The sequence below is a fragment of the Stenotrophomonas sp. genome (assembly GCF_059505245.1).
On record NZ_JCACKF010000028.1, the window covers coordinates 13,947 to 40,377 of the forward strand.

The window sequence follows — 26,431 nt, forward strand, 5'->3', positions numbered from 1 at the left end:
CCGTGGGGGACGGAAGTCCGATGGCGCCTGCAATTGCCGTGGCGTGGGACTTCCGCAGCGACGCGGCCCTGCCGCGTCAGTCCGCGCAGCCTCGCTGCGCCCTGCCACAGGAAGTCCATCAGCATGAACGCCTCCCCCACACGGCACGGCCGTGCGTACGGGCGCGCGCACGGAAAGCGCGTACCCCTCATTCCCAGCCTGTTGGCCACTGCGCTGTGGGCAGCCCTGCCGGCGCATGCCGCAGACCTCACCGGCCCGCTGCTGGTCAACGACGGTGACACCCTGCAGCTGGGTGCCGACGACGTCCTCACCCACAGTGCGGGCAGCTTCGCACTTGCGGTCACCGGTACCGGCAGCAATGCGCTGATCGACGGCAGCCGCATCCACGTGACCGGCAATGGCAGCGGCGTGTCCGCTGCCAATGGTGGCCAGGTGCAGCTGCGCGACGCAACGCTGTCGATCGCACCGGCGACCGGCACGGGCTTCTATGCGCTGTATGCCAATGGTGCCGGCAGCGTGATCGATGCGCGCGATGTCGACATCGATGCCACGCGCAACGGCAGCGGATTCGGCAGCGTGCAGGCCTACAACGGTGGCGTGATCCACTATGCCGGGGGCAGTCTTTCAATGACCGGGACCGGTGGCACGCTGGCCGGTGCATCCGGCAAGGGCAGCGAGCTGCACCTGGCCGATCTGCGGATGAGCGCCGACGGCGGTGCCCGCCTGCGCGCCGACAGTGCCGGCCTGCTGACGATCCGCAACAGCCGCATCACCCTCGCCCCCGGTGGCATCCTTGCCGGCGTGGCGGCCAACGGCGTGGGCAGCCGCGCCGAGCTGTACGACACCTACCTGCAGGGCGGTTGGTTCGATATCGACAGCGGCGGCAGCCTGCTGCTGGAGAACGTGGAAGCCCATTCGGTGGGCGGCAGCATGCGCCTGCTCGGCAGCCGCATCAGCAAGACCTATTCCAGTGCAGTGATCAACGGCGGCAGCTTCTACACCGTCGGTGGCTATGGCGTGAACATCAACAGCTGGGGACAGTTGACCGCAAGCGATGCCGCGTTCGATGTTCGTGATGGCTACTCCGGATTCTGGCTGGCCAGCGATGAGTCGCGCCTGCAGCTGACCGACAGCAGCATCGACACCTGGACCGACACCTACGGTTATGGCGTTGAGATCGCCGGCGGAGTTGCCACCGTGCAGGGCGGCCGGATCACCACGCACGGTGATGCGACCTACGGCGTGCGCGTGACCGGCTCCACCGGCAGCACCGCCAGCCGCGTCGAAGCCAACGGCAGCGTGATCGACGTGCGCGGCAACGGCGGCGGTGGCGTGTTCATCGGCGGCTCCACCGCCACCGCGCTGCTCGATACCGTTGCGATCCGCAGCGATGGCGAGAACGTGTTCGGCATCGTGCACATGAACACCGCGCGGTTGACCCAGGCCGATCGCCTGGATATCCGCATGACCGGCAGCAACAGCGGCGGCTACCGCTCCTACCTGACCGCGTTCGGCCCGTACTGGAACCGTGCCACCTTCAATGACAGCCACATCGAGACCGCCAGTGGCCCCGCGTTCTGGCTGCAGGGCAGCAATCACGCACTGACCGTCAATGGCAGCGACGTGACTGCGGGCGACGGCAGTGGCCGCTTGCTGCGGGTCAGCGACACCGTGTTCACCAACGGCAGCAGCGTGGCGACCAGTCGCATCGACTTCAGCGCCGACGCCAGCATGCTGCGCGGTGACGTGGTGGTCGACAGCGCAACGGCTGAGGTGCACATGGTGCTGGGCAACGGCACCACGTTCAGCGGCGCCCTGCGCAACGACTCCGGCTACCAGGTCGCACAACTGGCGCTGGATGGCAGCAGCCAGTGGAACGTACGCGCCAGTTCCAGCGTCGGCACGCTCGAACACGCCGGCACCATCGCTTTCGATGCGCCGGCGGCCGGCGATTTCAAGACCGTTACCGTCAGCGGCGACTACGTGGGCAACGGTGGCCAGTGGATCTTCAACCGCGCGCTGGGCGACGACACTTCGCTGGGCGACCAGCTGGTGATCAACGGCAACAGCAGCGGCACCGCCAGCGTGAGTGTGCGCAATGCCGGCGGCGCCGGTGCGCTGACCCAGGAGGGCATCCGCCTGATCACCGTGGCCGGCCAGTCGGATGCACAATTCAGCCTGCAGGGGCGCGCGGTTGCCGGTGCCTACGACTACTTCCTGTTCAAGGGCGGTGTGTCGACCCCGGACGATGGCAACTGGTACCTGCGCTCGGAATACGTGCCGCCGGTCGATCCGCCGCAGCCGCCGGATCCCCCGATCGACCCGCCGCAGCCGCCGGATCCGCCGGTCGACCCGCCGCAGCCGCCGGAACCGCCGGTCGACCCACCGTCACCGCCGGAGCCGCCGATCGATCCGCCGTTGCCGCCGGAGCCGCCGATCGATCCACCATTGCCGCCGGAGCCGCCGATCGATCCGCCGCGCCCGCAGGTGGAACGCCCGGAACCGGCGGCCTACCTGGCCAACCGCAGCGCCGCACTGGGCATGTTCCGGCACAGCCTGCACGACCGCGCCGGTGATCCCGCCGCCGTGGCCAGTGCCAGCGGCGATGCCGTGGCCTGGATGCACCTTCGCAGCGCGCAGCCCGACAGCCACGACCGCAACCGCCAGGTCCAGGTCGATGGGCAGATCAGCAGCATGCTGGTCGGCGTCGGCCGCCGCTTCGAAGTGGGTGGCACGGGCGAGCTGCAGGCCGGTGCGATGCTCGGCCACGGCCGCGCGCGCAATGACAGCCGCTCGCAGGTGACCGGCTACACCGCGCGTGGCGTGGTCACCGGCACCAGCGTGGGTGCCTATGCTACCTGGCTGCAGGATGCGCACATGCAAGGCGGCGCCTATGTGGATGGTTGGCTGCAATACGGCCGCTTCCGCAACAGCGTGCAGGGCGAAGGCCTGCAGAAGGAGCGCTATGACGCCCGCAACTGGAGTGCGTCGGCCGAGGCCGGCTATGTGCTGCCCCTGCGGCGCACCGCGCAGCGCGGCATTTACCTGGAACCGCAGGTGCAGGTGGTGCACAGCCGCTATGACAGCGACCGCGTGGTCGAGGCCAACGGCACGGTGGTCGAGGACCGCGGTGGTGGCGAGACCAGCACCCGCCTCGGCCTGCGCCTGTACAGCCGTGGGTTGAGCCCGGCGCAGGGCCAGGTGCACCCGTACGTGGCGGTGAACTGGTGGTCCGGCGGCAATGGTGCGGGCCTGACAATGGACGGCGAGCGCCTGCAGCGGCAGTTGCCGCGTGACATCTACGAAGCCAAGGCCGGCGTGCAGGTGGATCTGTCCGGCGGCTGGCGCGGCTGGGGTGAACTGAGCCGGCAGAGCGGTGGCATGGGCTTCCACGACGTCGGTGCCCAGCTGGGCGTGTCGTACACCTGGTGACGCGGGACGTGCCCGGCAAGGGAATGCCGGGCACTTTTTCCACATGCGGCGTGGAAAGCGATGGGGGTTTGGTGTGGACAAGTGGGTTCGAGCGTTGCGGGGCAGGCGCTTCCGGGCGTGGTGAGTTTTTGTCCACGTCTGCAGTTCTTTTCCACAACGCGCGTGGAAAGCGATGGGAACTAGGTGTGGACAAGTAGTTGTGAGCATTGCACCGCAGGCGTTTCGAAGCGTGGTGAAAATTTGTCCACACCGCACCGCCAAGCCTCGTAGAGCCGAGCCCATGCTTGGCTGATGCCAACCTGAGCCGAGCGCAGGCTCGGCTCTACAGAGGCGCGCGGGGTTTTCCACACCCGACGTGGAAAGCGATGGGAGTTTGCTGTGGACAAGTACCGGCGAACGTCACACCGCAAGCGTTTCGCAGCCTGGTGTTTTTTTGTCCATCACCGGAAACGCGAACGCCCCGCACAGGGCGGGGCGTCCGGGGTCGATCCGATGCCGCAGGATCAGACGTTGAAGCGGAAGTGCAGGATGTCGCCTTCCTGCACGCGGTACTCCTTGCCTTCCAGGCGCAGGCGGCCGGCTTCCTTCGCGCCGGCTTCGCCCTTGTACTTGATGAAGTCGTCATACGCGATCGTTTCAGCGCGGATGAAGCCCTTCTCGAAGTCGGTGTGGATGACCGCCGCGGCCTGCGGGGCGGTTGCGCCCTTGCGCACGGTCCACGCACGGACTTCCTTCACGCCGGCGGTGAAGTAGGTCTGCAGGCCGAGCAGGCTGTAGGCCGCGTTGATCACGCGGTTCAGGCCCGGCTCGCTCAGGCCCAGGTCCGCCAGGAAGGTATCGCGGTCTTCGTCGTCGAGCTGGGACAGCTCTTCTTCGATCGCGGCCGACACCGGCACCACCTGCGCGCCTTCGGCGGCAGCATGCGCACGCACGGCTTCCAGGTGCGGGTTGTTGTCGAAACCGTCTTCCAGCACGTTGGCGATGTACATCACCGGCTTCAGGGTCAGCAGGAACAGGTCGCGCACCAGCGCCTTCTCTTCCTCGTCCAGCCCGGCCGAGCGCCCAGCCTTGCCCTCCGACAGTGCAGCCTGCAGCTTGGCCAGCACCGGCTTGCGCGCCGCCGCATCCTTGTCGCCACCCTTCGCCGCACGCTCGGCACGGTTCAGCGCCTTCTCGACACTGTCCAGGTCGGCCAGCGCCAGTTCGGTGTCGATGGTTTCGATGTCCGAGATCGGGTCGACCTTGCCGGCCACGTGCACGATGTCACCGTGCTCGAAGCAGCGCACCACGTGGGTGATCGCATCGACTTCGCGGATGTGCGCCAGGAACTTGTTGCCCAGGCCCTCACCGCTGGCGGCACCGGCGACCAGGCCGGCGATGTCGACGAACTCGACCGCGGTCGGGATGACCTTCTGCGGGTTGATGATGCCCGCCAGCTCGTTCAGGCGCGGATCCGGCACCGGCACGATGCCGACGTTCGGTTCGATGGTGCAGAACGGGAAGTTCGCCGCGGCGATGCCCGCCTTGGTCAGCGCATTGAACAGGGTCGACTTGCCGACGTTGGGCAGGCCGACGATGCCGCATTTGATACCCATGGGTGACAGCTCTCTGGGGTGAAAGTGATTGGGGAAACAGCGGCCTGGGCGCTGCTTTTCCAATCATTCTCCATATCGACCAGCGGTCGATACCTACCGCTCTGGTTGGCTCCGTATCGACCAACGGTCGATACCTACCGCTCTGGTTGGCTCCGTATCGACCAGCGGTCGATACCTACCGGTCTGGTTGGTTCCGTATCGACCAGCGGTCGATACCTACCGCTCTGGTTGGTTCCGTACCGACCAACGGTCGGTACCTACCGGCTATTTCGGGGTGTGCAGCCGCTTCATCGCTTCGTTGAAATCGCCCTGCACCGCCAGCGGCAGCACGTCGATCGCATCGTCGATGGCGCGTGCGATCAGCACGTCATCCTCCTTGGACGGGCGCCCCAGCACCCAACCCACCACGCGGTCCTTGTGGCCGGGGTGGCCGATGCCCACACGCAGGCGATGGAACTTGCCGTGGCCGAGCAGGCGGATGGTATCGCGCAGGCCGTTCTGGCCGCCGTGGCCACCGTCGAACTTCAGTCGCGCCGCACCGGGCGGCAGGTCCAGCTCGTCGTGCGCCAGCAGGGTTTCCTCCGGCTCGATCTTCCAGAACCGCTGCGCGGCGGTGACCGACTTGCCGCTGAGGTTCATGAAGGTGGCGGGCTTGAGCAGCCACACCGTCTGCCCGGCGATCTCGACCTTGGCGGTCTCGCCGAACAGCTTGCTGTCCACATTCCATCGCGCACCGGCTTTTTCCGCCAGGGCCTCAACGAAATGAAACCCGGCATTGTGCCGGGTCCGGGCGTGTTCCGATCCGGGATTGCCCAGACCGACGATCAGTCGCAGTCCTGCCATGGTTCCTTCCAGTACGGTGCCTGCCCGGAGGCAGGCACCGTAACGGTATTACTCGGCGGCAGCCGCTTCTTCGTCAGCCTCGTCGGCCTTGCCGGCCTTGGCGGTGACGATGGCGTCGTCGTGGTCCTTGCCCAGCGCCAGCGCCGGGATTTCCACGCCCTTCGGCAGCTTGATGTTGGACAGGTACACGACGTCACCGGCCTTCAGCTCGCCCAGGTCGACTTCGATCGACTCCGGCAGGTCCTTCGGCAGGCAGGTGATGGTCACTTCCTTCAGTTCGTGGGTGACCACGACGTCGGCAGCCTTGCCGGCCGGCGAGGTGTCTTCGTTGACGAAGTGCAGCGGGACCGAAGCGGTCAGGGCTTCGTTCTCGTTCACGCGCTGGAAGTCCAGGTGCATGATCAGCTGCTTGTACGGGTGGCGCTGCATGTCACGCAGCAGGACCTTCTGCACCTGGCCATCCAGGTTCAGGTCCAGGATCGAGGCATAGAACCACTCGTTCTGCTGGGCCAGCCAGATTTCGTTGTGGTCCAGGCTGATGGCGACCGGCTCGGCGTTGCCGCCGTACACGATGGCCGGGATCACACCAGCGTGACGCAGGCGGCGGCTCGCACCCTTACGCTGCAGTTCACGCTTGGTGACCTTGATTTCATGGGTCTTCGACATTTTCGACTACTCAGGTTGTTGCCGCGCCCTGCGGCGTGGCGGTTGAAGATGCTTCCGCGACCAGAAGCATCCGGGTATGTCCCCGCCGTTGCCGGCAGGGACGAAAACTCAGTCGACGTACAGCGAGCTGACCGACTCGCCGAAGGCGATGCGGCGCATCGTTTCGGCCAGCATTTCCGCCACGCTCAGCTGGCGGATCTTGCTGCACACCCGCGCTGCGTCCTTCAGCGGGATGGTGTCGGTCACCACCAGCTCGTCGAGCTGGGAATTGGTGATGTTGTCCACCGCCGGGCCCGACAGCACCGCGTGGGTGCAGTAGGCGGCGACCTTGAGCGCACCGCGCGCCTTCAGGGCAGCGGCAGCGGCGCACAGGGTGCCGGCGGTATCGACGATGTCATCGACCATCACGCAGGTCTTGCCTTCGACGTCACCGATGATGTTCATCACGGTGGAGACGTTGGCGCGCGGGCGGCGCTTGTCGATGATCGCCAGGTCGGCGTCATCCAGGCGCTTGGCCACCGCACGGGCGCGGACCACGCCGCCCACGTCCGGCGAGACAACAATCAGGTTCTCGGTGCCGTAGGCGCGCCAGATGTCGGCCAGCAGCAGCGGGGACGCATACACGTTGTCCACCGGAATATCGAAGAAGCCCTGGATCTGGTCGGCGTGCAGGTCGACGGTCAGCACGCGATCAGCGCCAGCGGTGCTGAACATCTTGGCCGCCAGCTTGGCGGTGATCGGCACGCGCGAGGAACGCATGCGGCGGTCCTGGCGCGAGTAGCCGAAGTACGGCACCACGGCGGTCACGCTGGCCACCGATGCGCGCTTGAGCGCGTCGATCAGCACCAGCAGTTCCATCAGGTTTTCCGCGCTCGGCGCGCAGGTCGGCTGGATCACGAACACGTCCTGCTTGCGGACGTTCTCTTCGATTTCCACCTGCACTTCACCATCGGAGAAGTGCGACACCAACGCCTTGCCCGGGCGGACCCCCAGTTCCTTGCAGATGTTCTGCGCCAGACGTTTGTTGGCGTTGCCGGAAAAGACCAGCAGGTTCGGGGACTCTTGCATCATGATTGTCTCGGGCGGGGACGAGTGGCGGGGATCCGGAGTCGGCAAGGACCCCGATGGACCCTTGCTGCTGACAACACCGCGGTTGTTTCCACGTCCCGCGCGGGCGATGCGCTGGAAGGCGCGGACACAGCCGCTATTGGCAGGGGCGGTAGGATTCGAACCTACGAATGCCAGGATCAAAACCTGGTGCCTTGGGCCTCTTGGCGACGCCCCTGCATTGATAAATCAGTGTTGCTCGAGTGCATCCAGCAGTGGCGAACGCGCAACGCCCGCTGCCACCCTTGCCCGCAACTCCTTCGGCAACTTCGACCGCCCCTGCTCTGCAGCAGCCTGCGATGCGAACTCGACGAAACAACCACTTCCCGAACCGGTCAGCCGCGCCGCGCCGATGTCGCTCAACGCGGCAAGCGCTGCATCGACGGCAGGCTCACGGCGGCGCAGCACCGGTTCGAACGCGTTCCCGACCAGGGTCCCGGAAGCGAAGTCCTCTATTTTCGCCACTGGGCTGTCGCGCGTCAAATCCGGGTCTGCAAACAGGACCGGCGTAGGAACATGAACACCCGGTTCAACCACCACATACCAGGCCGGCGCCAGCGTGATCGGCTGCAGGCGCTCGCCTACCCCTTCGGCCCAGGCGTTGTGGCCACGCACGAACACCGGCACGTCGGCGCCCAGGCGCAGGGCCAGCGCGGCCAGGGCATCCTCGTCCAGGCCGGCGCGCCAGAGCCGATTCAGCACCACCAGCACGGTGGCCGCGTCGGACGAACCGCCGCCGAAGCCACCACCGGCAGGAACGTGCTTTTCGACGATGATGTCAGCACCTTGCGCGCCCTTCGCCTCATTCTGGAGCAGGCGCGCGGCCCGCACCGCCAGGTCATCGGCCTCGGCCACGCCGGCCAGGCCCTCGCCCTGCCGACGCACCTGACCGTCTTCACGCAGGCGCAGGCCGATGCGGTCCCCCCAGTCCAGCAGGCGGAATACGGTCTGCAGCTCGTGGTAGCCGTCGGCCCGGCGGCCAGTGATGTGCAGGAACAGGTTCAGCTTGGCCGGGGCCGGCCACCAGGACCAGCCCGCGTCGTCGCGCCCGGCGCTCATGGCGTGCCCTGCCCCCACTGGTCCACCAGCAGGCGCACCTTGGCGTCGCCATTGCTGGCCTCGATCCGTCGCGGCAGCGCCGGTCGTCCGGCGTCGGCCGGGTACCAGTCCAGGTACTGCACCTGCCAGCCCATCTGCTGCATGCGGCGCGGCCGGCCTTCACCGTCGCGCTCGACCTTTTCCGGACCGGCAGCATCCCCGGCCACCAGGCCGCGGATCCACTCCGGCAGCTGATTGACCGGGATGTCCCAGCCAGTCGCTTCCAGCAGCAGCTGCTGGGCGTCCTCGCCATCGCGCGGACCGCCGGACAGCCCTTCCAGGCGACCGGCTTCGGAATGGGTGTCGCCGGTCAGCTTCCAGCTCTGCCGGGTCACCGGCGCGCTCAGTTCGACCACGTAGCGGCGGCCGTCCTGCTTCCAGTCGATGCGACCGCTGCCGCCGTCCTTGCCCTTGCTGACCGCCACCCGCCCCTGGAAGGCCCAGTCCGGCTGTGCCTGCAGCGCGGCCACGCGCGCTGCCTCGGCCTGCGCCGCTTCAGCCGAAACAATCTCGACCACCGCTGGCGCCGGGGTCTTCTGCGTGCCGACACTGGTACAGGCGCTCACCGCCAGGGTCACGACCGCCAACAACAGCGGCCGGATCAGGGAACCACTCATGGATTGAATTTCTCACGGGCGCGCAGCAGCGCGCGGTTTTCAGGGTCGAGCTTGGCCGCTTCGTCGAAGAAGTGGCGGGCCTCGTCATGCTTGCCCAGCACCCACAGCACTTCGCCGACGTGGGAAGCGATCTCCGGGTCCTTGGCCAGGGTCCAGGCCCGGCGCAGCTGTACCAGTGCCTCTTCCTTGCGGCCCAGGCGATACAGCACCCAGCCATAGCTGTCGACGATGGCGGCGTTGTCCGGCTCGGCCACGCGGGCGCGGTCGATCAGCTCCAGCGCTTCCTGCAGGCGGCCGGTGCGATCGGCCAGGGTGTAGCCCAGCGCGTTCAGCGCCGGCACGTTTTCCGGGTCGGTCACCAGGATCTTGCGCAGGTCGGCCTCGGCGCGCGGGATGTCGTCGCGGCGCTCCCAGGTGAGCGCACGTGCGTACAGCAGGCCGTTGTCGTCCGGGTAGGCGGCCAGGCCGCGGGCCAGCGCATCCAGTTCACCGGCGCTGTCGTCACCACGCTGGCGCAGTTCGGCTTCCAGCAGGTAGGCGTCACGGCGCACATCGTCGTCGACCACCGCGTCGGACTGGATCGCGTGCACTTCCTCCAGCGCCAGCGACAGGCGCCCGGCCAGGGCCTGGGCATTGGCCGCGCGCAGGCGCGCTTCGCTCAGATCATCGCCACCGGGCACGCTGTGGTACCACTGCACCGCCTCAGGGTAACGCTTCAGGTATTCGGCGATCTTGCCCAGCAACAGGCGCTGCGCCGGATCCGGCTTGGCCGCCTGCCGCGACAGCTCGTTGTAGAGGTTGGACAGCGCCGCCTTGTCGCCCTGCTTGGCCAGCAGCGAGGCGCGCATGCCCCAGGTCTGTACGTCCTGCGGGCCGAACGCCAATACGCGCTCGGCCGCAGCCGGCTGGCCCAGGCTGTCGTAGGCGATGGCCACCGCATTGCGCAGCTCGGGGTCCTGGCGGGTCTTCGGCTCGACGTCGTGCAGCAGCGACAATGCCTTGTCGGTCTCGCCCGCCTGCTGCAGCTGGCTGGCACGCAGCAACGCTACGCGCGGTTCTTCCGGGAAGCGCTTGACCACTTCATCGATCATGCGCCGCGCCAGCTCGGGCTTGTCCATGCGCAGGGCCAGGCGACCGAACTCCTGCCAGGCCTCGATCTTCGGCGGAATCGCATTGGCATCGACCAGCTCGCCGAGCACCTGCGCCGGCACCGCCGGGTCGCGGCCACCGCCGATCAGCGCGGCCAGGGCGAACTTCCAGCCGCGCTCGTCGGGGTCGGCCAGCAGCGCCTGCAGCTCGGTGCGGGCAGCCTTCACATCGCCCTGGCGCATGGCCAGCGCACCGGCGGCGCTGCGCATGGTCAACGAGCGCGGGGCGCGCTGCTGCCACAGGGCCAGGCCCTTGGCGGCGCTGGCATCATCGTTGGCCAGCATGGAGATACGGGTCGCGCGCTCGGCCAGGCCGGCGTCGCCGTCGGTCTGCTGCGCGGCCTGCAGGTACCAGCGCGCGGCCTCGGCCAGCTTGCCGGCCTGCAGGGCGAACTCACCGGCCATCACCGGTTCCAGCGCCAGTTCCTCAGTGGCCGCGGCCCGCACGGGGGCCTTGGCCGGCACCGCCGCCAGGGCCTGGGCGCAGGCCAGGGACAGCAGCAGAACACTGGGGATGCGAATCAATGCGGGCATCGTCGGCATCGGGGCCTTAAAATGTCGTCCAATGGCCAGCAGCTTATCGCAAGCAACTGAACAATGACCCTGTGGGTGCTCGGACTGAATCACCAGACCGCACCGGTGGAGCTGCGCGAGCGCGCGGCCTTCGCCGGTGAGGCGTTGCCGCGTGCGCTGGGCTCGCTGCGCGATACCCCGCAGATCGCCGAGGCAGTGCTGCTGTCCACCTGCAACCGCACCGAACTGTATGCCGTGGCCGAGTCGGCACAGGCGCTGGACCAGTGGCTGCACAGCCAGGCAGGCGACCTGCAGGGCTACCTGTACCAGCATGCCGATGCCGAGGCCGTGCGCCACCTGTTCCGGGTCGCCACCGGGCTGGACTCGATGGTGCTGGGCGAACCGCAGATCCTCGGCCAGGTAAAGGATGCCTGGTCGACCGCGCGTGACCACGGCCTGCTCGGCCAGCGCCTGGACCGCCTGTTCCAGCAGACCTTCTCGGTAGCCAAGCGTGCGCGCACCGATACCCAGGTCGGCGCCAACCCGGTGTCGGTGGCCTCGGCCGCGGTGCGCCTGGCGCAGAACGCCTTCGCGCGCCTGGATGACTCCACCGTGCTGCTGGTCGGTGCCGGCGAGACCATCGAGCTGGCTGCACGCCACCTGAGTGAGGGCAAGGTGCGGCGGCTGCTGATCGCCAACCGCACCCTTGCCCACGCGCAGGAACTGGCCAGCCGCCATGGCGGCGTGGCCCTGCCGCTGACCGAACTGGACCGCCACCTCGGCGAGGCCGACATCGTGTTCTCGGCCACCGCCGCGCGCGAACCGGTGATCCATCGCGAGATGGTGGCCAAGGCACTGCGCGCGCGCCGGCACAAGCCGATGCTGCTGTTCGACCTGGCCGTGCCGCGCGACATCGAAGCCGAGGTCGGCACGCTCAACGACGCCTTCCTCTACACCGTCGATGACCTGGAACGCGCGGTGGAAGACAACCGTCGTGGCCGCCGCGAGGCCGCCGCCGAGGCCGAGGCGATCATCGACCTGCAGGTGTCGCGTTTCATCGAGACCCAGCAGGCCAACGCCCACCAGGCACCGCTGCGGCAGCTGCGTGCGTTCGGCGAAGCGACCCGCGCCGAACTGCTGGAGCGCGCACGGCAGCAGCTGGCCAACGGCAAGCCCGCCGACGAAGTGCTGGAACTGCTGGCCCATGGCCTGACCAACCGCCTGCTGCATCCGCCGACCGCCGCACTGCGCGCGGCCGCGCTCAGTGGCGATGCCGACCTGACCCGCGCCGCCGAGCGCCTGTTCCCGGCCACGCCGGGTTACCGCCACCCACCCGTGAGACCCGATGACGCCGACCCTGCGCCGTAAGCTGGAAGCGCTGGCCGAGCGCCGCGAAGAACTGGAACGCCTGCTCGCCGAACCCGATGTGGTCGCCGACAACACCCGTTTCCGCGACCTTTCGCGCGAATTCGCCCAACTTGAACCGGTCGCTGCCGCGCTCGCCGAGGAAGCCCGTGCCAAGGCCGACCTGGCCGCCGCCGAAGGCATGCGCGCCGACCCCGACCTGCGTGAACTGGCCGACGAGGAAATCGCCGCGGCGCAGGCGCGCCTGCAGGAACTGGAACAAGAACTGGCCCTGCTGCTGGTACCGCGCGATCCGCGCGACGAAGGCAACCTGTTCCTGGAAGTACGCGCCGGCACCGGCGGCGATGAAGCCGCGATCTTCGCCGGCGATCTGTTCCGCATGTACGCCCGCTATGCCGAGCGCCAGGGCTGGAAGGTCGAGATCGAATCGGACAACCCCGGTGAGCATGGCGGCTACAAGGAAGTGGTGGCGCGCGTGGTCGGCCGTGGTGCGTTCTCGCGCCTGAAGTTCGAATCGGGCACGCATCGCGTGCAGCGCGTGCCGGCCACCGAATCGCAGGGCCGCATCCACACTTCGGCGGCCACCGTGGCGATCATTCCCGAGGCCGACGAGGTCGATGACATCGTCATCAACCCGGCCGACCTGAAGGTGGATACGTTCCGCTCGTCCGGTGCCGGCGGCCAGCACGTCAACAAGACCGAATCGGCCATCCGCATCACCCACGTGCCGACCGGCGTGGTGGTGGAGTGCCAGACCGAGCGCAGCCAGCACGCCAACCGCGACAAGGCGATGAAGCGCCTGAAGGCGCAGCTGCTCGATGCCGAGCGCCAGCGCCAGGACGCCGCGCAGGCCGAATCGCGGCGCCTGCAGGTCGGCAGCGGCGACCGCAGCCAGCGCATCCGCACCTACAACTTCCCGCAGGGCCGGATCACCGACCACCGCGTGGAAGGCCTGACCCTGTACGACCTGCCCAACATCCTCGCCGGCGACCTCGACCCGCTGCTGCAGCGGCTCAGCCACGAACACCAGGTCGATGCCCTGGCCCAGCTGTCGGCGGGCTGAGCACGATGTCGGCCTGGCAGCAGCGACAGCACCTGCAGCAGGCGATCGCACGCCAGCCCGGCGATTTCGTCGCCTGGGTGATGCTGGCCGACCTCGAACTGGAAGCCGGCGACATCGCCGCCGGCGAGCAGGCGGCACGACGCGCGCTGCAGCTGCGCCCGAACCACCCCGAGGCCCTGGCGCGCCTGGGCCGCGTGGCCTGGATGGCCGGCGCGCACGCCGACGCGGCGAAGCTGCTCGGCCAGGCCTCGGCATTGGCCCCGCAGCACCCGGGCATCGCGCTGTGGCTGGGCCATGCGCTGGAAGACGCCGACGATGCCGAAGGCGCAGCAGCGGCCTATCGCCGCGCGCATGCGCTGATGCCGGATGAACCCTACATCGCCGCGCAGCGCCTGGCGTGGCAGCGCCGCCTGTGCGACTGGCAGGACGTGGACACGCTGGCTGCGCAGGTACGCGCCGCGCTCGCCGCCGGCCACGGTGCGGTGGAACCCTTCGCCTTCCTCAGCGAAGACGCCAGCGCGGGCGAGCAGTTGGCCTGTGCACGTGCGCGCGCCGCGCTGATCGCCGCCTCGGTCCGGCCCTTGCCGGCAGTGACGGTACGCGCGCGCGGCCCGTTGCGCGTCGGTTTCCTTTCCAATGGCTTCGGCGCCCATCCCACCGGGCTGCTGACCGTGGCCCTGCTCGAACACCTGCGTCATGACCCGGCGTTGCAGCTGCACCTGTTCGCGCTGAACCGCGCCGATGGCAGCGGCATCCGCGAACGCCTGCAGTCCGCGACCCGGCTGCATGAGGTGGCCGCACTGCGGCATGCCGACATCGCGGCCCGCATCCGCGCACAGGGCATCGACCTGCTGTTCGACCTGCGCGGCTGGGGCGGCGGCGGCGCGCCCGAAGTGCTGGCGATGCGCCCGGCCCCGCTGCAGCTGAACTGGCTGGCCTACCCCGGCACCTCGGGCGCGCGATGGCTGGACGCCGTGGTCGCCGACGAATTCGTACTGCCGGCAGCGCTGGAACCGCACTTCAGCGAACGCGTCCTGCGCCTTCCGCGGGCCTTCCAGCCCTCGGACAACACCCGCACGCTGGAGCCGTCGCCGTCCCGCGCCGAGTGCGGGCTGCCCGAGCACGGCGTGGTGTTCTGCTGCTTCAACAACAGCTACAAGCTCAACCCGCGCAGCATGGGCCGCGCCTTCGCAGTGTTGCAGGCCGTGCCCGGCAGCGTGCTGTGGCTGCTGTCCGGCCCCGGCCAGGCCGACGCCCGCCTGCGCACCGCCGCGCAGGCTGCCGGCCTGGACCCGGCGCGGCTGGTGTTCATGGCCAAGCTGCCGCATCCGCAGTACCTGGCCCGCTACCCACTGGCCGACCTGTTCCTCGACACGCATCCGTACAACGCGCACACCACCGCCTCCGATGCACTGTGGGCCGGCTGCCCGGTGCTGACCTGCCCGGGCGACACCTTCGCCGCGCGCGTGGCCGGCAGCCTCAACCACCATCTGGGGCTGGCCCGGATGAATGTCGCCGATGATGCGGCGTTCATCGCCACCGCCAGCGCACTGGGCAATGACCCCGCAGCACTGGCCTCGCTTCGCGCCGAGCTGGCGCAGGCGCGCGAACGCAGTGGCCTGTTCGACATGGCCGGGTTTGCCCGCGACCTGTCGGTCCTGCTGCAGCGGCTTGCCGGTGAACACGGCTGGCAAGGTGTCGACAACACCTGAGCGACCCCTGCGTTACGCTCGGGCTTCCTCCCCGCGTGGTGTGACGATGGCCAAGCTCAAGCGCAAGGACTACGACGAACTGCTGCTGCCGCTGCAGCTGGAACTGACCGCGATGGCGCGCTGGGTGCAGCTCAGCGGGCAACGCCTGCTGGTGCTGTTCGAGGGACGGGATACGGCAGGCAAGGGCGGCGCGATCCAGGCCATCAGCCAGCATCTCAATCCACGCCAATGCCGGGTGGTAGCACTGCCCAAGCCTACCGACCGCGAAGCCACGCAGTGGTATTTCCAGCGCTATGCCTCGCATCTTCCCGCCGCCGGCGAGATCGTGCTGATGGACCGCAGCTGGTACAACCGCGCAGGCGTCGAGCGGGTGATGGGCTATTGCAGCGAAACCGAGTACCAGCAGTTCCTGCGCCAGGCACCGGTGTTCGAGCAGCTGCTGGTGGATGACGGCATCCTGCTGTTCAAGTACTGGCTGTGCGTGGACCAGGAGCAGCAGGAGAAGCGCTTCGCCGAACGCCACCTCGATCCGCTGAAGGGCTGGAAGCTGTCCCCGGTCGACCTGAAATCGCGCAGCAAGTACAGCGCCTATACCGAAGCCCGCGAGGCGATGCTGCGCGCGACGCATCGCGAGGCTGCGCCGTGGACGCTGGTGGATTTCAACGACCAGCGGCTGGGGCGACTGACCCTGGTGCGCAACCTGCTGGACCGGTTGCCGGACACACGGGTGGATGCGCCGTTGCCGGAGCTGCCGAAGCTGAAGGGCAAGCTGCATCGCGAGCACTACGATGTGCTGAAGCCGATCGAGGACTTCCCGGTCGAAGAATAGGGTGGGTCGGCAGGGTTGCACCCTGCACCTGCTCAACGCAACGGCAACGGCAACAGCAACAGCGGGCATCCGCGGGATGGCGGCGCGGTGGGTGGGCACGACCGTTGGTGCCATGGATGGCGACATCGAGCCCCCATGGACGGGTCTACGGCGTGTCCTACCCACCCAACCGCCCCGCCTCTGACAGATCCCTGCGGCTGTTGGTAGGTGTCGACCTTGGTCGACACATCTGTCAGATATCGAAATGGAACCGGGGTCAGATCCGTTTTCCTGCGGAAAGCGGATCTGACCCCATCGGCAATCCCATTGGCCTGGCGGGCGTCGGATCGTGTCTGGGGCAGAGCCCCCTGAGTCAGGGGGCGGCCGCGAAGCGGCGGGGGTTTGGGTGTTGGTAAGTGGGGCCCGCGGTTCGCGCAGCGAAGCGTGGGAGCGGCAGCGCGCATGCGATGGCGCGTACCGAGGTGCAGGGCCGCAGGCCCTGCCGACCACCCCACTATTTGCCAGCAGCGATCTGCTTTTCGATGTCGGCGGCGGTCACCGGGCCAAGGAAGGTGTGGGCCAGCTTGCCCTGCGGATCCAGCAGATGCGTCAACGGCAGGCCTCGCGGCGTGGCGAAGTCGGCCGGCGGATCGAACGGGTCCACGATCACGATCGGATAGGTCACCGGATGCTTGGTCAGGAACGACTGCATTTCCGGCACTTCGATGTCCTCATAGGCCAGGCCGACCACCTCGATGTTGCTGCGCATCGCATGCAGCGCCGACAGCTCGGGCATCTCCTTGCGGCACGGGGCGCACCAGGTCGCCCAGAAGTTCACCACCACCCACTTGCCACGATGCGCGGCCAGATCGTAGTCGCTGCCATCCACCGCCTTCATCTTCAAGGTCGGGAATTCGGCAGTGGTGCGCTCGGCCGGGGTTTCATCGACCGGTGCCGGAGTGGTCGGCGTCGGCGCCTGTGCCGGCGGCTGGCTGCTGGCCGGTGTCGGCTCCTGGGCCGGCTTGCAGGCCGCCAGGGCCAGCAGCAGGGTCAACGGGAGCAGCAGCGGCAACGGCGTCTTGCGGGTCATGGCATGTCTCCAGAGTCGGTATAGATATCACTGACCTTGCGCTTCAGGCGTTCGCGCAGGGGCAGCCGCAGATCGTCCAGCGCCGCCAGTGCGGCACGGCCCAGGCTGTCATCACGGTACGGCAGGTGCTGCTCGGCCACCGGGATGCGCAGCTGGGTGCATTCGTACAGATCGGCCAGGCTGACCTGGTCCAGGTCACGCGACAGCAGCCACTCGCCCCGCTCGTCGCGGCGCAGCAGGTCGATCTCCTGCAGGTTGCAGATCAGGTCCTGCAGCAGTGAATCGGTCAGCATCGGCTCCAGCCGCAGGATCTCGTCATCGGCCAGGCCCTTGCCCTTGGCCCGTGCATGCTGGAAGCGGCCAAGCAGGCGCAGCAGTCCATAGAACTCATACCCCTGCGGCAGGCGCAGTTCCACCGGCTGGTAGCGGAAGGCGGCCATCGAAGAAGCCAGCGACGCCCCCAGCAGCACCGCCACCCAGCACAGGTAGATCCACAGCAGCAGGATCGGCACGAACGCCACCGTGCCATACAGTTTCTGGTAGGACTGGAAGCTGCCCAGATAGGCACCGATGCCCCACTTCACCAGTTCCAGGATGACCGCCGCCAGGATCGCGCCGGGCACGGCATGCCGCCATTTCACCGTGTGGTGCGGCACCACCCGGAACATCAGCGTGATGCAGACGAACTCGATCAGGATCGGCGCCAGCCGCAGCGCCAGCTCGGCCAACCAACGGCCCTCCTGGGTACCGAACAACGGCATCGCGAACACCCGCGCCGATACCGCAAGCGATGCGGCGGCGAGCATCGCGCCCAAGGTCAGCACGGTCCAGTAGACCAGGAAGCGGGTCAGCTTGGGCCGGGTCGAGCCGACCCGCCAGATCTGGTTGAAGGTCTCTTCCACACTGTTGAGCGTGATCAGCAGTGAGGCCACCAGTGCGATGAAGCCGGCCGCCGTCAGCTGGCCGGCACTGGCCGAGAACTGCCGCAGGTAGCCCTCGGCCGCACGCGCCGCGGAGGGCACGAAGTTGGAGAATACGTAGTCGCTGAGCTGATCGCTCCAGCGGTCGAAGACGGGGAAGGCCGACAGCACACCGAATACCACGATCGCCAGCGGTACCAGCGCGAACACCGTGGTGTAGGCCAGCGCCGCCGCTGCCTGGAACAGGCGGTCGTCGAGGAAGCGATGCCACAGGAAGCGGCCGAAACTGATGGCCCGTGCGCGATCCCGCGCGCGCTCCATCCACAGGTTGAGCGTATCCAAAGGTTCCATCGGTGGAAGGGTACCCGATGCGGAATGCTGGCAGGATAGCCATACTGGTAGCCACACGACGAGGAGAAGCGGGCACGATGGGCGAGATTCTGGTGCTGTACTACAGCCGGGGCGGTTCGGTGGCACGGCTGGCGCGCCAGATCGCGCGGGGCATCGGCGAAGTGCCGGGCATGACCGCGCGCCTGCGCACGGTGCCGCCGGTGGCCGCCGTGACCCAGACCGCGCAGCCACCGGTACCCGACGATGGCGCCCCCTACGTGAGCGTGCAGGACCTGGTCGACTGCCAGGGCCTGCTGCTCGGCAGCCCCACCCGCTTCGGCAACATGGCCGCGCCGGTCAAGCACTTCCTGGATGGGCTGGGCGCCGAATGGGTCAATGGCACCCTGTCCGGCAAGCCGGCCGGCGTGTTCACGTCCACCGCCTCGATGCACGGCGGCCAGGAATCGACCCTGCTGTCGATGCAGGTGCCACTGCTGCACCACGGCTGCGTGATCGTCGGCATCCCGTTCACCGAACCGGCGCTGAGCCACACCACCAGTGGCGGCACGCCCTATGGCGCCAGCCACGTGGCCGGTGCCGCCGACGATCCGCAGCCGACCGACGACGAAGCGGTGCTGGCGCGCGCGCTGGGGCGCCGGGTGGCCGACATCGCGCAGCGGTTGGCCCGATGAACCGCGCGCCGCGCACGGTCCTGCTGTTGGCCCTGATGGGGCTGGCCGCGCTGTTCGCAGGCTGGTTCATCAATGACAGGCACTGGCTGGCCACCCAGCTGGTGTTCACCGCGCCACCGCTGGCGCTGGCCATCGCCGTGCGCCTGGGCTGGCGCAAGGCCGGCTTCTGGGCCTCGGTGCTGGCGCTGGGGTGGTTCAGCCACGGCGTGATGAGCGCCTGGAGCCACCCGGAGACGCGCTGGCTGGCGCTGATCGAGATCGCGCTGGCGCTGCTGGTGATCTTCAGCGCCAGCCTGCCCGGCCTGCGCGCCCGCTTCGGCAAGCGGCGCTGACGCTGCGCGCCCAGGGCCTTATCATCTGCATTCCTGGCCCCGCGCCGCAGTCCCTGTCCTGGTTTCGCGCATGCACATGATGGAAGAGCTCCTGGTCGTCACCACCGGTGGCACGATCGACAAGATCTACTTCGACGACAAGTCGGACTACCAGATCGGCGATCCGCAGATCGGCATGATCCTGCGCGAGCTGGGCGTGACGTTCCGCTTCAACGTGATTCCGATCCTGCGCAAGGATTCGCTGCACATCAACGACGAGGACCGCGAGCTGATCCGCGCCACCATCGCCGCGCAGCCCACCCGGCACGTGCTGGTGACCCACGGCACCGATTCGATGGTGCAGACCGGCAAGGTGCTGGCGACGATCCCGGACAAGACCATCGTGATGACCGGTGCGCTGAGCCCGGCACGCTTCCGCGGCTCGGATGCGGAGTTCAACATCGGTTGTGCGATCGGTGCGGTGCAGTCGCTGCCGAGCGGCGTGTACATCGCGATGAACGGGCGGATCTTCGACCCGCAGCACGTGCGCAAGAACGTGGCGGCGAACCGTTTCGAGTCGGTCTGAGGAACAGCGTGCCGGCCGAGGTCGGCACCCACCCGGACAAAAACGCCCCGGCCGAAGCCAGGGCGTGCCCTTGGAGAGGGACTTGGGCTCAGTACTGGGCGTTGAGGGTCAGGCCCGAGAAGGTGCTGTACGCCTTCACCCGCACATACCAGGTGCCGGCGGCAGGGCTGTTGATGGTGCAGGTCTCGCTGTTGCCGCTCAGGTACGGACGGCAGGTGTAGGTGGTATCGGTCGGGGCACTGCCCTGGCGAACGTACAGGTCGGCATCACCGCTGCCGCCACTGATTGCCACGCGCAGCTGGGTGCTGCCGGCCGGAACGGCGACGGTGTAGTTCAGCTCGGCACCGGTCGCGGCGCCCAGGCCGGTCACCGGCACGTTGTTCTGCAGCACGTTGCCGCCCGGGTTCGGGCCACCGCCATTGATCGCCGCATCCACGGCCGCGTTGGCGTCGACGATGCCGGCGCCGCAGCCCCCCGAGCAGGCGCCCGGCAGCGGGCGTGCGGTGCTCTTGATGATGCTCTCGACCTGTGCCGGGCTCAGCGGGCTCGGCGCCACCGACTGCATCAGGGCCACCACACCGGCCACATGCGGCGCCGCCATCGAGGTGCCGTTGTAGGACGCATAGGTGGCGCTGCCCGGCGTGGTGGTGCCGGTGTTGAGGGTGGACAGGATGCTCTGGCCCGGGCCGGAAATGTCGATGCCGGCACCATAGTTGGAGAAGCTGGCACGCGCACCGGCCGAGGTCGTGGCCGCCACCGCGATCACGTTCGCGCAGTTGGCCGGCACCGACGAGGACACGTTGGTGTTGCTGTTGCCGGCGGCGACCACCACGGTGGTGCCGCGGCCGACCGCGCCGTTGATCGCGTTCTGGTAGGTGGCCGAGCAGGTGCCGCCGCCGCCCAGCGACATGTTGATGACTTCCGCCGGATTGGCATTGGCCGGCACGCCACTGACGGTGCCGCCGGAGGCCCACACGATCGCATCGGCGATGTCGGAGGTATAGCCGCCGCACTTGCCGAGCACGCGCACCGGGACGACCTTGGCGTTGAACGCCGTGCCGGCCACGCCGGTGCTGTTGTTGGTCACCGCCGCCACGGTGCCGGCGACGTGGGTGCCGTGCCAGCTGGAGTTGGACGCCGGGATGCCCGAGCCGCACTCGTTGGCGCCATACCAGTCGCCCTCGTCGTTCGGGTTGCTGTCGCGGCCACCGCCATCGCGCGCCATCGCGGCATCGCTGATGAAGTCATAGCCGGGCAGGATGTTGGCGTTGAGATCGGGATGGTTGGTGATGCCGGTATCGATCACGGCCACCACCACGCCGGTGCCGGTGGCCTTGTCCCAGGCCGGCCGCACGTTGATCGACGCGTTGGAGGTACCAAAGCCCCACTGTTCGCTGAAGCGGGTGTCATTCGGGGTCAGCGTCGCACGCATGATCTGGTCGACTTCGACGTATTCCACGTTCGGGTCGGCGGCCAGCTTGCGCATCAGCAGCTCGGATTCAGCCTGGTCAAGCGGGCGGTCGGTCCTGACCAGGGTCGGGCCGACGGCCAGCTTGCGGACCTGCTGCAGGCCCAGCGCACGGCCCTGGCTGCTGGCCAGGCCGGCGGCGGCACTCTTCAGCGAAGAGGCCAGTGCGGTGGTGTTGGCCACCGGCGCACTGCCGTCGCGGTACTTCACGATGAAGCGCTGGTGCGTCGGCGCGGACTGCAGGCCGCTGAGCTGGACGTCACCGGCCAGCGCAGGCGTGGCCAGCAGCAGCGATGACAGAACGGACGCACCAAGGACCACCCACACTCGACGCACACGCGGTTGCGTTACCTGGGACATCGTATTTCCCTTTCTAGTGGTGTGAATGCCGGAATCGGCAGAAGCACCGGCCCGAACCATGGGCTGGCTTGCGTTGGCGAGGTTCGAAGTCCGGCGAGTCAGCGGATCCCCCTATCGATCCGCCGTGCAGATGACGCTAATGACCAAAACCGGACACCACAAGATTTTCAGCGTCTTTTCAGCAAGATGAAATGTTCGTTCTGAGACTTCCCGGGTCGAGGGTTTGTGAAGGTGAAGGAACTTTCTCATCTCCTGCACACACCTGACTGGGTCATCACCTGTCCTGCGATGACTTTGCCGACATCGGCATCCGCCGATTCGGGGTCGGAGCCGGGGTCAGATCCCTTTTCCCACGGAAAAGGATCTGACCCCACCCACCTGTCCAAAACGCAGAAAGCCCGTCACAGGGACGGGCTTTCCAGGAACAACGCAGCCGAGCGCGCGCTCGGGTCTACAACCCGGTGCGGGCGATCAGCCCAGCTTGACCAGCCAGTTGTGCCGGTCCGGCAGGCGGCCGTACTGGATGTCGGTCAGTTCCTTGCGCAGCGACATGGTCACTTCGCCGGCCGGCGCGTTGATGTCGCCCACCGAGAAACCCTCGCCCTTCAGCTGGCCGATCGGGGTGACCACCGCCGCAGTGCCACAGGCAAACACTTCGCTGATCGCACCGGAGGCCACGCCGTCCTTCCACTCGTCGATGCTGACCTTGCGCTCTTCGACCTTCATGCCACGGTCGCGCGCCAGCTGCAGGATGCTCTCGCGGGTGATGCCCTCGAGGATGCTGCCGGACAGTTCCGGGGTCACCAGCGTGCCGTCCTTGTAGACCAGGAACACGTTCATGCCACCCAGCTCTTCCAGGTACTTGCCTTCGACCGGGTCGAGGAACAGCACCTGCGAGCAGCCCTGTGCCTGCGCCTTCTGCTGCGGCAGCAGCGAGGCGGCGTAGTTGCCACCGCACTTGGCGGCGCCGGTGCCGCCCTTGGCCGCGCGCGCGTATTCGGTGGACAGCCAGATCGACACCGGGGCCACGCCCTTGGCAAAGTACGGGCCGGCCGGGCTGGCGATGACGTAGTAGCCGGCCTTGTGCGCGCCGCGCACGCCGAGGAAGGCTTCGTCGCCGATCATGAACGGGCGGAAGTACAGGCTCGACTCGTCGGCCGACGGCACCCACTCGCTGTCGACGGCGATCAGCTGCTTCAGCGATTCGACGAAGATCTCCACCGGCAGTTCCGGCAGCGCCAGGCGCTGCGCCGAACGCTGCAGGCGACGGCCGTTGGCATCCGGGCGGAAGGTCCAGATCGAGCCGTCAGCATGGCGGTAGGCCTTGATGCCTTCGAAGATCTCCTGGCCGTAGTGCAGCACGGCCGCGGCCGGGTCCAGCTGCAGCGGGCCGTAGGCACGCACACTGGCGTTGTGCCAGCCGGCATCCTTGTCCCAGCGCACTTCCACCATGTGATCGGTGAAGTGCAGGCCGAAGCCCGGCTTCTCCAGGATCTTGGCGCGCTCTTCAGCGCTGCGCGGGTGGTCCGAACGGGTGACGGCGAAGCTGGGAATGGACTGGGACACCGGAGGATTCCTGTTCTGGTTGCGGGTAGTGCCGGGCCCGCGTCACTGCGGGCCCTGGGTCAAAGCATGCCGGTCTCGAGCCGCGCCGCCTCGGACATCATGTGCTGGTTCCACGGCGGGTCGAACACCAGGTCGACGTCGGCCTCGGCCACCGTCGGGATCATTTCAAGCTTGCTGCGCACGTCGTCGACCAGGATCTCGCCCATGCCACAGCCCGGTGCGGTCAGGGTCATCTTCACGTCGATCTCGCGCTTGCCTTCGTCCAGATGCTTGATCTCCACTTCATAGACCAGGCCCAGTTCAACGATGTTGACCGGAATCTCCGGGTCGAAGCAGGTGCGCAGCTGCTGCCACACCAGTTGTTCCACCTGCTCATCGGTGGCGTCGGCCGGCAGCTCGAGCGGTGCCGGCGCCTCCTTGCCGATGGCGTCGCCGTCCTTGCCGGCGATGCGGAACAGGTTGCCCTCGACGAACACCGAATAGCTGCCGCCCAGCGCCTGGGTGATGTACCCATAGCTGCCGGCAGGCAGGGTCACGGTATCGCCCTGCGGGACCATCACGGCCTCGCAATCGCGTTCGAAGTGGACAGGTTCGCTGCTACGGGAATACATGGGGACCGATATGGGGCCGTGGCCGGGGCCACGCAAGACGGCATTCTAGCCCAGCCGCCCCGGCACCGCCGGTGCACTGCGGCAAACCACAGTATCCTGTGGGTGATCTTCAGGGAGCTTCGATGTCCTCCATTGCCACGCGTGCCAGGACCGTCACCTGGCTCTGGTCCCTCATGCTGTTGCTGGGTCTGCTTGTTGCTCCCCTCGCCTGGATGGTCCTGGCGCTGATGACCGGCCGACAGGTCGGCTGGATGGCGGTAGTGTCCGCCCTGGAACTGGTGTTCATGCTGCGCCTGGGCACACTGGGCCCGGGCCGGTTGCGCATCGCCCTGGTCGTGCTCGGCACCCTGCTGGTGGCCGCCGTGGCCAACTGGGCCATCGCCAGCGCCTGGATGGGCGGCTCGATCGGTCTGGACCTGTGGGACGCCACCACGCGGATGGGCCCGCACCTGGCCTGGACCCTGATCAACCTGGCCAATGGCGCGATGGAATGGCTGTGGCTGGCCGTGGCCGTGGTCGTCGGCGCCTGGCTGGCGCGCTGAGCGCGTAGATCCACGCCACGCGCGGATGGGGGTTAATGCCGGACGCTGGCCGGCAAAAGCGTGCGGCCCCAGGTCCGCGCCTACCAGATGCAGCCGCCACGCGCGGATCCGGTAGTGCCGGCCGCTGGCCGGCAAAGGGGTCAGAGCCCTGTCCTGCGGAAAGGGATCCGACCCCGGTCTTCAATGCCCGCCGTCTAGCGCCTTCAGCTCGCTCACCAGCGAGGCGGCCGCTTCGGCGCCGTCGCCATAGAGCATGCGGGTATTGTCAGCGTAGAACAGCGCATTCTCGATACCGGCGAAGCCGGTGCCCTTGCCGCGCTTGATCACCACCACGTTGCGCGCGTTGACCACGTCCAGCACCGGCATGCCGTAGATCGGGCTGGCCGGATCAGTGCGCGCGACCGGATTGACCACGTCGTTGGCACCGATCACCAGCACCACGTCCGTGTTGGTGAACTCCGGGTTGATGTCGTCCATGTCGGCGATCAGGTCGTAGGGCACGCCGGCTTCGGCCAGCAGTACGTTCATGTGCCCGGGCATGCGCCCGGCGACCGGGTGGATGGCGAACTTCACCTTCACCCCGCGCTGGCCCAGCCGCTGCGCCAGTTCCCAGATCTTGTGCTGGGCCTGGGCCACGGCCATGCCGTATCCAGGCACGATCACCACGCGTTCGGCGTAGGCCATCATCGCCGCGACATCCGGGGCTTCGATCGGCTTCTGCGCGCCGCTGATCGCCTGCGCTTCGCCACCAGCACCGCCGCCGAAGTTGGAGAACAGCACGTTGCGGATCGGCCGGTTCATCGCCTTGGCCATCAGCCGGGTCAGCAGGATGCCGGCCGCGCCGACCATCATGCCGGCGATGATCAGCGCCTCGTTGCCCAGCACATAACCTTCGAACGACACTGCCAGGCCGGTGAACGCGTTGTACAGCGAGATCACCACCGGCATGTCGGCACCGCCGATCGGCAGCGTCATCAGCACGCCCAGCGCCAGTGCCAGCACGAAGAAGGCGACGATCGCCCAGGCACTGAGCGTACTGGCCGCGATGATCGCCAGCACCACCACCGCCAGCGCCACCAGCAGGTTCATCACCTGCTGGCCGGGCCAGGTCACGCGCTTGTCCAGGCGTCCATCCAGCTTGGCCCAGGCGATCACCGAGCCGGACAGCGACACCGCGCCGATCGCCGCGCCGACCACCGCCAGCAGCAGCATCGTGCCGGACGGCTGGCGCGCGGCCAGGTCGGCCAGCGCCTGCGCGCTCCAGTGGCTGGTATCGCGGTGGGCCAGGAAGGCATAGCGCAGCAGTTCCACCGCGCCGATCGCCGCCGCCGAGCCGCCGCCCATGCCGTTGTACAGCGCCACCATCTGCGGCATGTCGGTGATGGCAACCTTGCCGGCCGACCACCAGGCCAGGCCCGCACCCAGCAGCAGTGCCACCAGGATCAACGGCACGTTGTGCAGTTCGGGCAGGAAGAAGGTGGCCGCGGTGGCCAGCAGCATGCCCAGCCCGGCCCAGCGGATGCCGCTGCGCGCGGTCAGCGGCGAGGCCATGCGCTGCAGGCCGAGCAGGAACAGCGTGGCGGCGACCAGGTAGCTGGCCTTGACCAGCCAGTCGAGCAGTTCGACGGTGCTGATGTTCAAGCCTGCGGCTCCTTCGGTGCGTCCTTGCCGCCCTTGGGCGCGCTCGGCTTGAACATTTCCAGCATGCGCGCGGTGACCACGTAGCCACCGGCGGCATTGCCGGCACCGAGCACCACGGCCAGGAAGCCCAGTGCCTTCTCCAGCGGCGTCTGCGCATGCCCCAGTACCACCATCGCGCCGATCAGCACGATGCCGTGGATGAAGTTGGAACCCGACATCAGCGGGGTATGCAGGATCACCGGCACCCGCGAAATGATCACGTGGCCGGCGATGGCTGCCAGCATGAAGATGTACAGCGCTACGAACCCGTCACTCACCGGCAACGCTCCTGCTCTGTCTTCGTCGGC

The 26,431-nt window shown here is 67.9% G+C and carries 23 protein-coding genes and 1 tRNA gene; 9 read left to right on the plus strand and 15 right to left on the minus strand.

The window, feature by feature from the left end; all coding sequences use genetic code 11:
* Positions 1-123: 123 nt before the first annotated feature.
* Complete coding sequence (locus AC5JLE_RS11465; RefSeq protein ID WP_496065318.1) at positions 124-3,432, plus strand: autotransporter family protein; 3,309 nt, start codon at positions 124-126, stop codon at positions 3,430-3,432.
* Positions 3,433-3,935: 503 nt separating this feature from the next.
* On the opposite strand, the gene ychF is transcribed toward AC5JLE_RS11465, so the two are convergent.
* The 8 genes from ychF to AC5JLE_RS11505 all read right to left on the minus strand — a co-directional run bounded on the left by ychF (position 3,936) and on the right by AC5JLE_RS11505 (position 11,040).
* Positions 3,936-5,027, minus strand: coding sequence for a redox-regulated ATPase YchF (gene ychF, locus AC5JLE_RS11470; RefSeq protein ID WP_014646036.1), 1,092 nt, complete (start codon positions 5,025-5,027; stop codon positions 3,936-3,938).
* 264 nt (positions 5,028-5,291) lie between these two features.
* On the minus strand, positions 5,292-5,870 hold the full coding sequence (gene pth / locus AC5JLE_RS11475; protein WP_049416981.1) for an aminoacyl-tRNA hydrolase: 579 nt from the start codon (positions 5,868-5,870) through the stop codon (positions 5,292-5,294).
* Between the two features lie 48 nt (positions 5,871-5,918).
* Positions 5,919-6,536: a 50S ribosomal protein L25/general stress protein Ctc gene (locus tag AC5JLE_RS11480; RefSeq protein ID WP_010481743.1), complete on the minus strand. Its 618-nt coding sequence runs from the start codon at positions 6,534-6,536 to the stop codon at positions 5,919-5,921.
* A gap of 108 nt (positions 6,537-6,644) precedes the next feature.
* Positions 6,645-7,604: a ribose-phosphate diphosphokinase gene (locus tag AC5JLE_RS11485; RefSeq protein WP_005415400.1), complete on the minus strand. Its 960-nt coding sequence runs from the start codon at positions 7,602-7,604 to the stop codon at positions 6,645-6,647.
* 140 nt (positions 7,605-7,744) lie between these two features.
* Positions 7,745-7,821: transfer RNA gene (locus tag AC5JLE_RS11490), tRNA-Gln, on the minus strand.
* An 11-nt stretch (positions 7,822-7,832) separates the two neighbouring features.
* Positions 7,833-8,702 (minus strand): 4-(cytidine 5'-diphospho)-2-C-methyl-D-erythritol kinase, encoded by an 870-nt coding sequence (ispE, locus tag AC5JLE_RS11495; RefSeq protein ID WP_241884048.1) that lies wholly within the window; start codon positions 8,700-8,702, stop codon positions 7,833-7,835.
* The gene (gene lolB, locus AC5JLE_RS11500; protein WP_053495025.1) at positions 8,699-9,358 is read right to left on the minus strand and encodes a lipoprotein insertase outer membrane protein LolB; all 660 of its coding nucleotides are present in this window, start codon (positions 9,356-9,358) and stop codon (positions 8,699-8,701) included. Before lolB ends, ispE begins: the two co-directional genes overlap by 4 nt.
* Positions 9,355-11,040, minus strand: coding sequence for a tetratricopeptide repeat protein (locus AC5JLE_RS11505; RefSeq protein ID WP_180886929.1), 1,686 nt, complete (start codon positions 11,038-11,040; stop codon positions 9,355-9,357). Before AC5JLE_RS11505 ends, lolB begins: the two co-directional genes overlap by 4 nt.
* 63 nt (positions 11,041-11,103) lie before the next feature.
* On the opposite strand from AC5JLE_RS11505, the gene hemA reads away from it, so the two are divergent.
* Genes hemA through ppk2 form a run of 4 tightly spaced genes read left to right on the plus strand, consistent with a single transcriptional unit; the run spans position 11,104 to position 15,988 of the window.
* Positions 11,104-12,387 carry a glutamyl-tRNA reductase gene (gene hemA, locus AC5JLE_RS11510; protein WP_032956936.1) on the plus strand — a complete coding sequence of 428 codons (1,284 nt, stop codon included), beginning with the start codon at positions 11,104-11,106 and terminating at the stop codon, positions 12,385-12,387.
* Positions 12,365-13,447 (plus strand): peptide chain release factor 1, encoded by a 1,083-nt coding sequence (gene prfA / locus AC5JLE_RS11515; RefSeq protein ID WP_014646030.1) that lies wholly within the window; start codon positions 12,365-12,367, stop codon positions 13,445-13,447. The genes hemA and prfA overlap by 23 nt, the downstream gene beginning before the upstream one ends.
* 5 nt (positions 13,448-13,452) lie before the next feature.
* Entirely contained in the window at positions 13,453-15,159 is a 1,707-nt protein-coding gene (locus AC5JLE_RS11520; RefSeq protein ID WP_164109959.1) for an O-linked N-acetylglucosamine transferase, SPINDLY family protein, read from the plus strand.
* 46 nt (positions 15,160-15,205) lie between these two features.
* Positions 15,206-15,988, plus strand: coding sequence for a polyphosphate kinase 2 (gene ppk2 / locus AC5JLE_RS11525; RefSeq protein WP_049406807.1), 783 nt, complete (start codon positions 15,206-15,208; stop codon positions 15,986-15,988).
* Between the two features lie 493 nt (positions 15,989-16,481).
* Here ppk2 and AC5JLE_RS11530 read toward each other — a convergent pair whose 3' ends face one another.
* Together AC5JLE_RS11530 and AC5JLE_RS11535 are read right to left on the minus strand one after the other, a co-directional pair.
* Complete coding sequence (locus tag AC5JLE_RS11530) at positions 16,482-17,057, minus strand: TlpA family protein disulfide reductase (RefSeq protein WP_049408756.1); 576 nt, start codon at positions 17,055-17,057, stop codon at positions 16,482-16,484.
* Positions 17,054-18,328: a YihY family inner membrane protein gene (locus AC5JLE_RS11535; protein WP_032956948.1), complete on the minus strand. Its 1,275-nt coding sequence runs from the start codon at positions 18,326-18,328 to the stop codon at positions 17,054-17,056. Before AC5JLE_RS11535 ends, AC5JLE_RS11530 begins: the two co-directional genes overlap by 4 nt.
* A gap of 77 nt (positions 18,329-18,405) precedes the next feature.
* Between AC5JLE_RS11535 and wrbA the strand changes: the two genes are divergently transcribed.
* From wrbA to AC5JLE_RS11550, 3 genes are all read left to right on the plus strand, one after another.
* Positions 18,406-18,999 carry an NAD(P)H:quinone oxidoreductase gene (wrbA, locus tag AC5JLE_RS11540; RefSeq protein WP_014646025.1) on the plus strand — a complete coding sequence of 198 codons (594 nt, stop codon included), beginning with the start codon at positions 18,406-18,408 and terminating at the stop codon, positions 18,997-18,999.
* Positions 18,996-19,331 (plus strand): DUF2069 domain-containing protein, encoded by a 336-nt coding sequence (locus AC5JLE_RS11545; protein ID WP_014646024.1) that lies wholly within the window; start codon positions 18,996-18,998, stop codon positions 19,329-19,331. The genes wrbA and AC5JLE_RS11545 overlap by 4 nt, the downstream gene beginning before the upstream one ends.
* Before the next feature lie 79 nt (positions 19,332-19,410).
* Positions 19,411-19,896, plus strand: a complete 486-nt coding sequence (locus tag AC5JLE_RS11550) for an asparaginase domain-containing protein (RefSeq protein ID WP_010481766.1) — start codon at positions 19,411-19,413, stop codon at positions 19,894-19,896.
* Positions 19,897-19,984: 88 nt separating this feature from the next.
* Here AC5JLE_RS11550 and AC5JLE_RS11555 read toward each other — a convergent pair whose 3' ends face one another.
* The 3 genes from AC5JLE_RS11555 to sufT all read right to left on the minus strand — a co-directional run bounded on the left by AC5JLE_RS11555 (position 19,985) and on the right by sufT (position 23,901).
* Complete coding sequence (locus AC5JLE_RS11555; protein WP_496065319.1) at positions 19,985-21,724, minus strand: S8 family peptidase; 1,740 nt, start codon at positions 21,722-21,724, stop codon at positions 19,985-19,987.
* A gap of 471 nt (positions 21,725-22,195) precedes the next feature.
* Complete coding sequence (locus AC5JLE_RS11560) at positions 22,196-23,290, minus strand: branched-chain amino acid aminotransferase (protein WP_014646022.1); 1,095 nt, start codon at positions 23,288-23,290, stop codon at positions 22,196-22,198.
* 59 nt (positions 23,291-23,349) lie between these two features.
* Positions 23,350-23,901: a putative Fe-S cluster assembly protein SufT gene (sufT, locus tag AC5JLE_RS11565; protein WP_005415385.1), complete on the minus strand. Its 552-nt coding sequence runs from the start codon at positions 23,899-23,901 to the stop codon at positions 23,350-23,352.
* A gap of 122 nt (positions 23,902-24,023) precedes the next feature.
* On the opposite strand from sufT, the gene AC5JLE_RS11570 reads away from it, so the two are divergent.
* Positions 24,024-24,443, plus strand: coding sequence for a hypothetical protein (locus tag AC5JLE_RS11570; protein WP_046429036.1), 420 nt, complete (start codon positions 24,024-24,026; stop codon positions 24,441-24,443).
* Between the two features lie 180 nt (positions 24,444-24,623).
* Here AC5JLE_RS11570 and AC5JLE_RS11575 read toward each other — a convergent pair whose 3' ends face one another.
* Both AC5JLE_RS11575 and AC5JLE_RS11580 read right to left on the minus strand, forming a co-directional pair.
* Positions 24,624-26,084 (minus strand): NAD(P)(+) transhydrogenase (Re/Si-specific) subunit beta, encoded by a 1,461-nt coding sequence (locus AC5JLE_RS11575; RefSeq protein ID WP_032956961.1) that lies wholly within the window; start codon positions 26,082-26,084, stop codon positions 24,624-24,626.
* Complete coding sequence (locus AC5JLE_RS11580; protein ID WP_262216490.1) at positions 26,081-26,401, minus strand: NAD(P) transhydrogenase subunit alpha part 2; 321 nt, start codon at positions 26,399-26,401, stop codon at positions 26,081-26,083. The genes AC5JLE_RS11575 and AC5JLE_RS11580 overlap by 4 nt, the downstream gene beginning before the upstream one ends.
* Positions 26,402-26,431 lie beyond the last annotated feature (30 nt).

What these genes read in the sequence shown, in the direction of transcription:
- AC5JLE_RS11465 (WP_496065318.1), top strand. Translation starts at nt 124, where the DNA reads ATGAACGCCTCCCCCACACGGCACGGCCGTGCGTACGGGCGCGCGCAC.
- ychF (WP_014646036.1), bottom strand. Translation starts at nt 5,027, where the DNA reads ATGGGTATCAAATGCGGCATCGTCGGCCTGCCCAACGTCGGCAAGTCG.
- pth (WP_049416981.1), bottom strand. Translation starts at nt 5,870, where the DNA reads ATGGCAGGACTGCGACTGATCGTCGGTCTGGGCAATCCCGGATCGGAA.
- AC5JLE_RS11480 (WP_010481743.1), bottom strand. Translation starts at nt 6,536, where the DNA reads ATGTCGAAGACCCATGAAATCAAGGTCACCAAGCGTGAACTGCAGCGT.
- AC5JLE_RS11485 (WP_005415400.1), bottom strand. Translation starts at nt 7,604, where the DNA reads ATGCAAGAGTCCCCGAACCTGCTGGTCTTTTCCGGCAACGCCAACAAA.
- ispE (WP_241884048.1), bottom strand. Translation starts at nt 8,702, where the DNA reads ATGAGCGCCGGGCGCGACGACGCGGGCTGGTCCTGGTGGCCGGCCCCG.
- lolB (WP_053495025.1), bottom strand. Translation starts at nt 9,358, where the DNA reads ATGAGTGGTTCCCTGATCCGGCCGCTGTTGTTGGCGGTCGTGACCCTG.
- AC5JLE_RS11505 (WP_180886929.1), bottom strand. Translation starts at nt 11,040, where the DNA reads ATGCCCGCATTGATTCGCATCCCCAGTGTTCTGCTGCTGTCCCTGGCC.
- hemA (WP_032956936.1), top strand. Translation starts at nt 11,104, where the DNA reads ATGACCCTGTGGGTGCTCGGACTGAATCACCAGACCGCACCGGTGGAG.
- prfA (WP_014646030.1), top strand. Translation starts at nt 12,365, where the DNA reads ATGACGCCGACCCTGCGCCGTAAGCTGGAAGCGCTGGCCGAGCGCCGC.
- AC5JLE_RS11520 (WP_164109959.1), top strand. Translation starts at nt 13,453, where the DNA reads ATGTCGGCCTGGCAGCAGCGACAGCACCTGCAGCAGGCGATCGCACGC.
- ppk2 (WP_049406807.1), top strand. Translation starts at nt 15,206, where the DNA reads ATGGCCAAGCTCAAGCGCAAGGACTACGACGAACTGCTGCTGCCGCTG.
- AC5JLE_RS11530 (WP_049408756.1), bottom strand. Translation starts at nt 17,057, where the DNA reads ATGACCCGCAAGACGCCGTTGCCGCTGCTGCTCCCGTTGACCCTGCTG.
- AC5JLE_RS11535 (WP_032956948.1), bottom strand. Translation starts at nt 18,328, where the DNA reads ATGGAACCTTTGGATACGCTCAACCTGTGGATGGAGCGCGCGCGGGAT.
- wrbA (WP_014646025.1), top strand. Translation starts at nt 18,406, where the DNA reads ATGGGCGAGATTCTGGTGCTGTACTACAGCCGGGGCGGTTCGGTGGCA.
- AC5JLE_RS11545 (WP_014646024.1), top strand. Translation starts at nt 18,996, where the DNA reads ATGAACCGCGCGCCGCGCACGGTCCTGCTGTTGGCCCTGATGGGGCTG.
- AC5JLE_RS11550 (WP_010481766.1), top strand. Translation starts at nt 19,411, where the DNA reads ATGGAAGAGCTCCTGGTCGTCACCACCGGTGGCACGATCGACAAGATC.
- AC5JLE_RS11555 (WP_496065319.1), bottom strand. Translation starts at nt 21,724, where the DNA reads ATGTCCCAGGTAACGCAACCGCGTGTGCGTCGAGTGTGGGTGGTCCTT.
- sufT (WP_005415385.1), bottom strand. Translation starts at nt 23,901, where the DNA reads ATGTATTCCCGTAGCAGCGAACCTGTCCACTTCGAACGCGATTGCGAG.
- AC5JLE_RS11570 (WP_046429036.1), top strand. Translation starts at nt 24,024, where the DNA reads ATGTCCTCCATTGCCACGCGTGCCAGGACCGTCACCTGGCTCTGGTCC.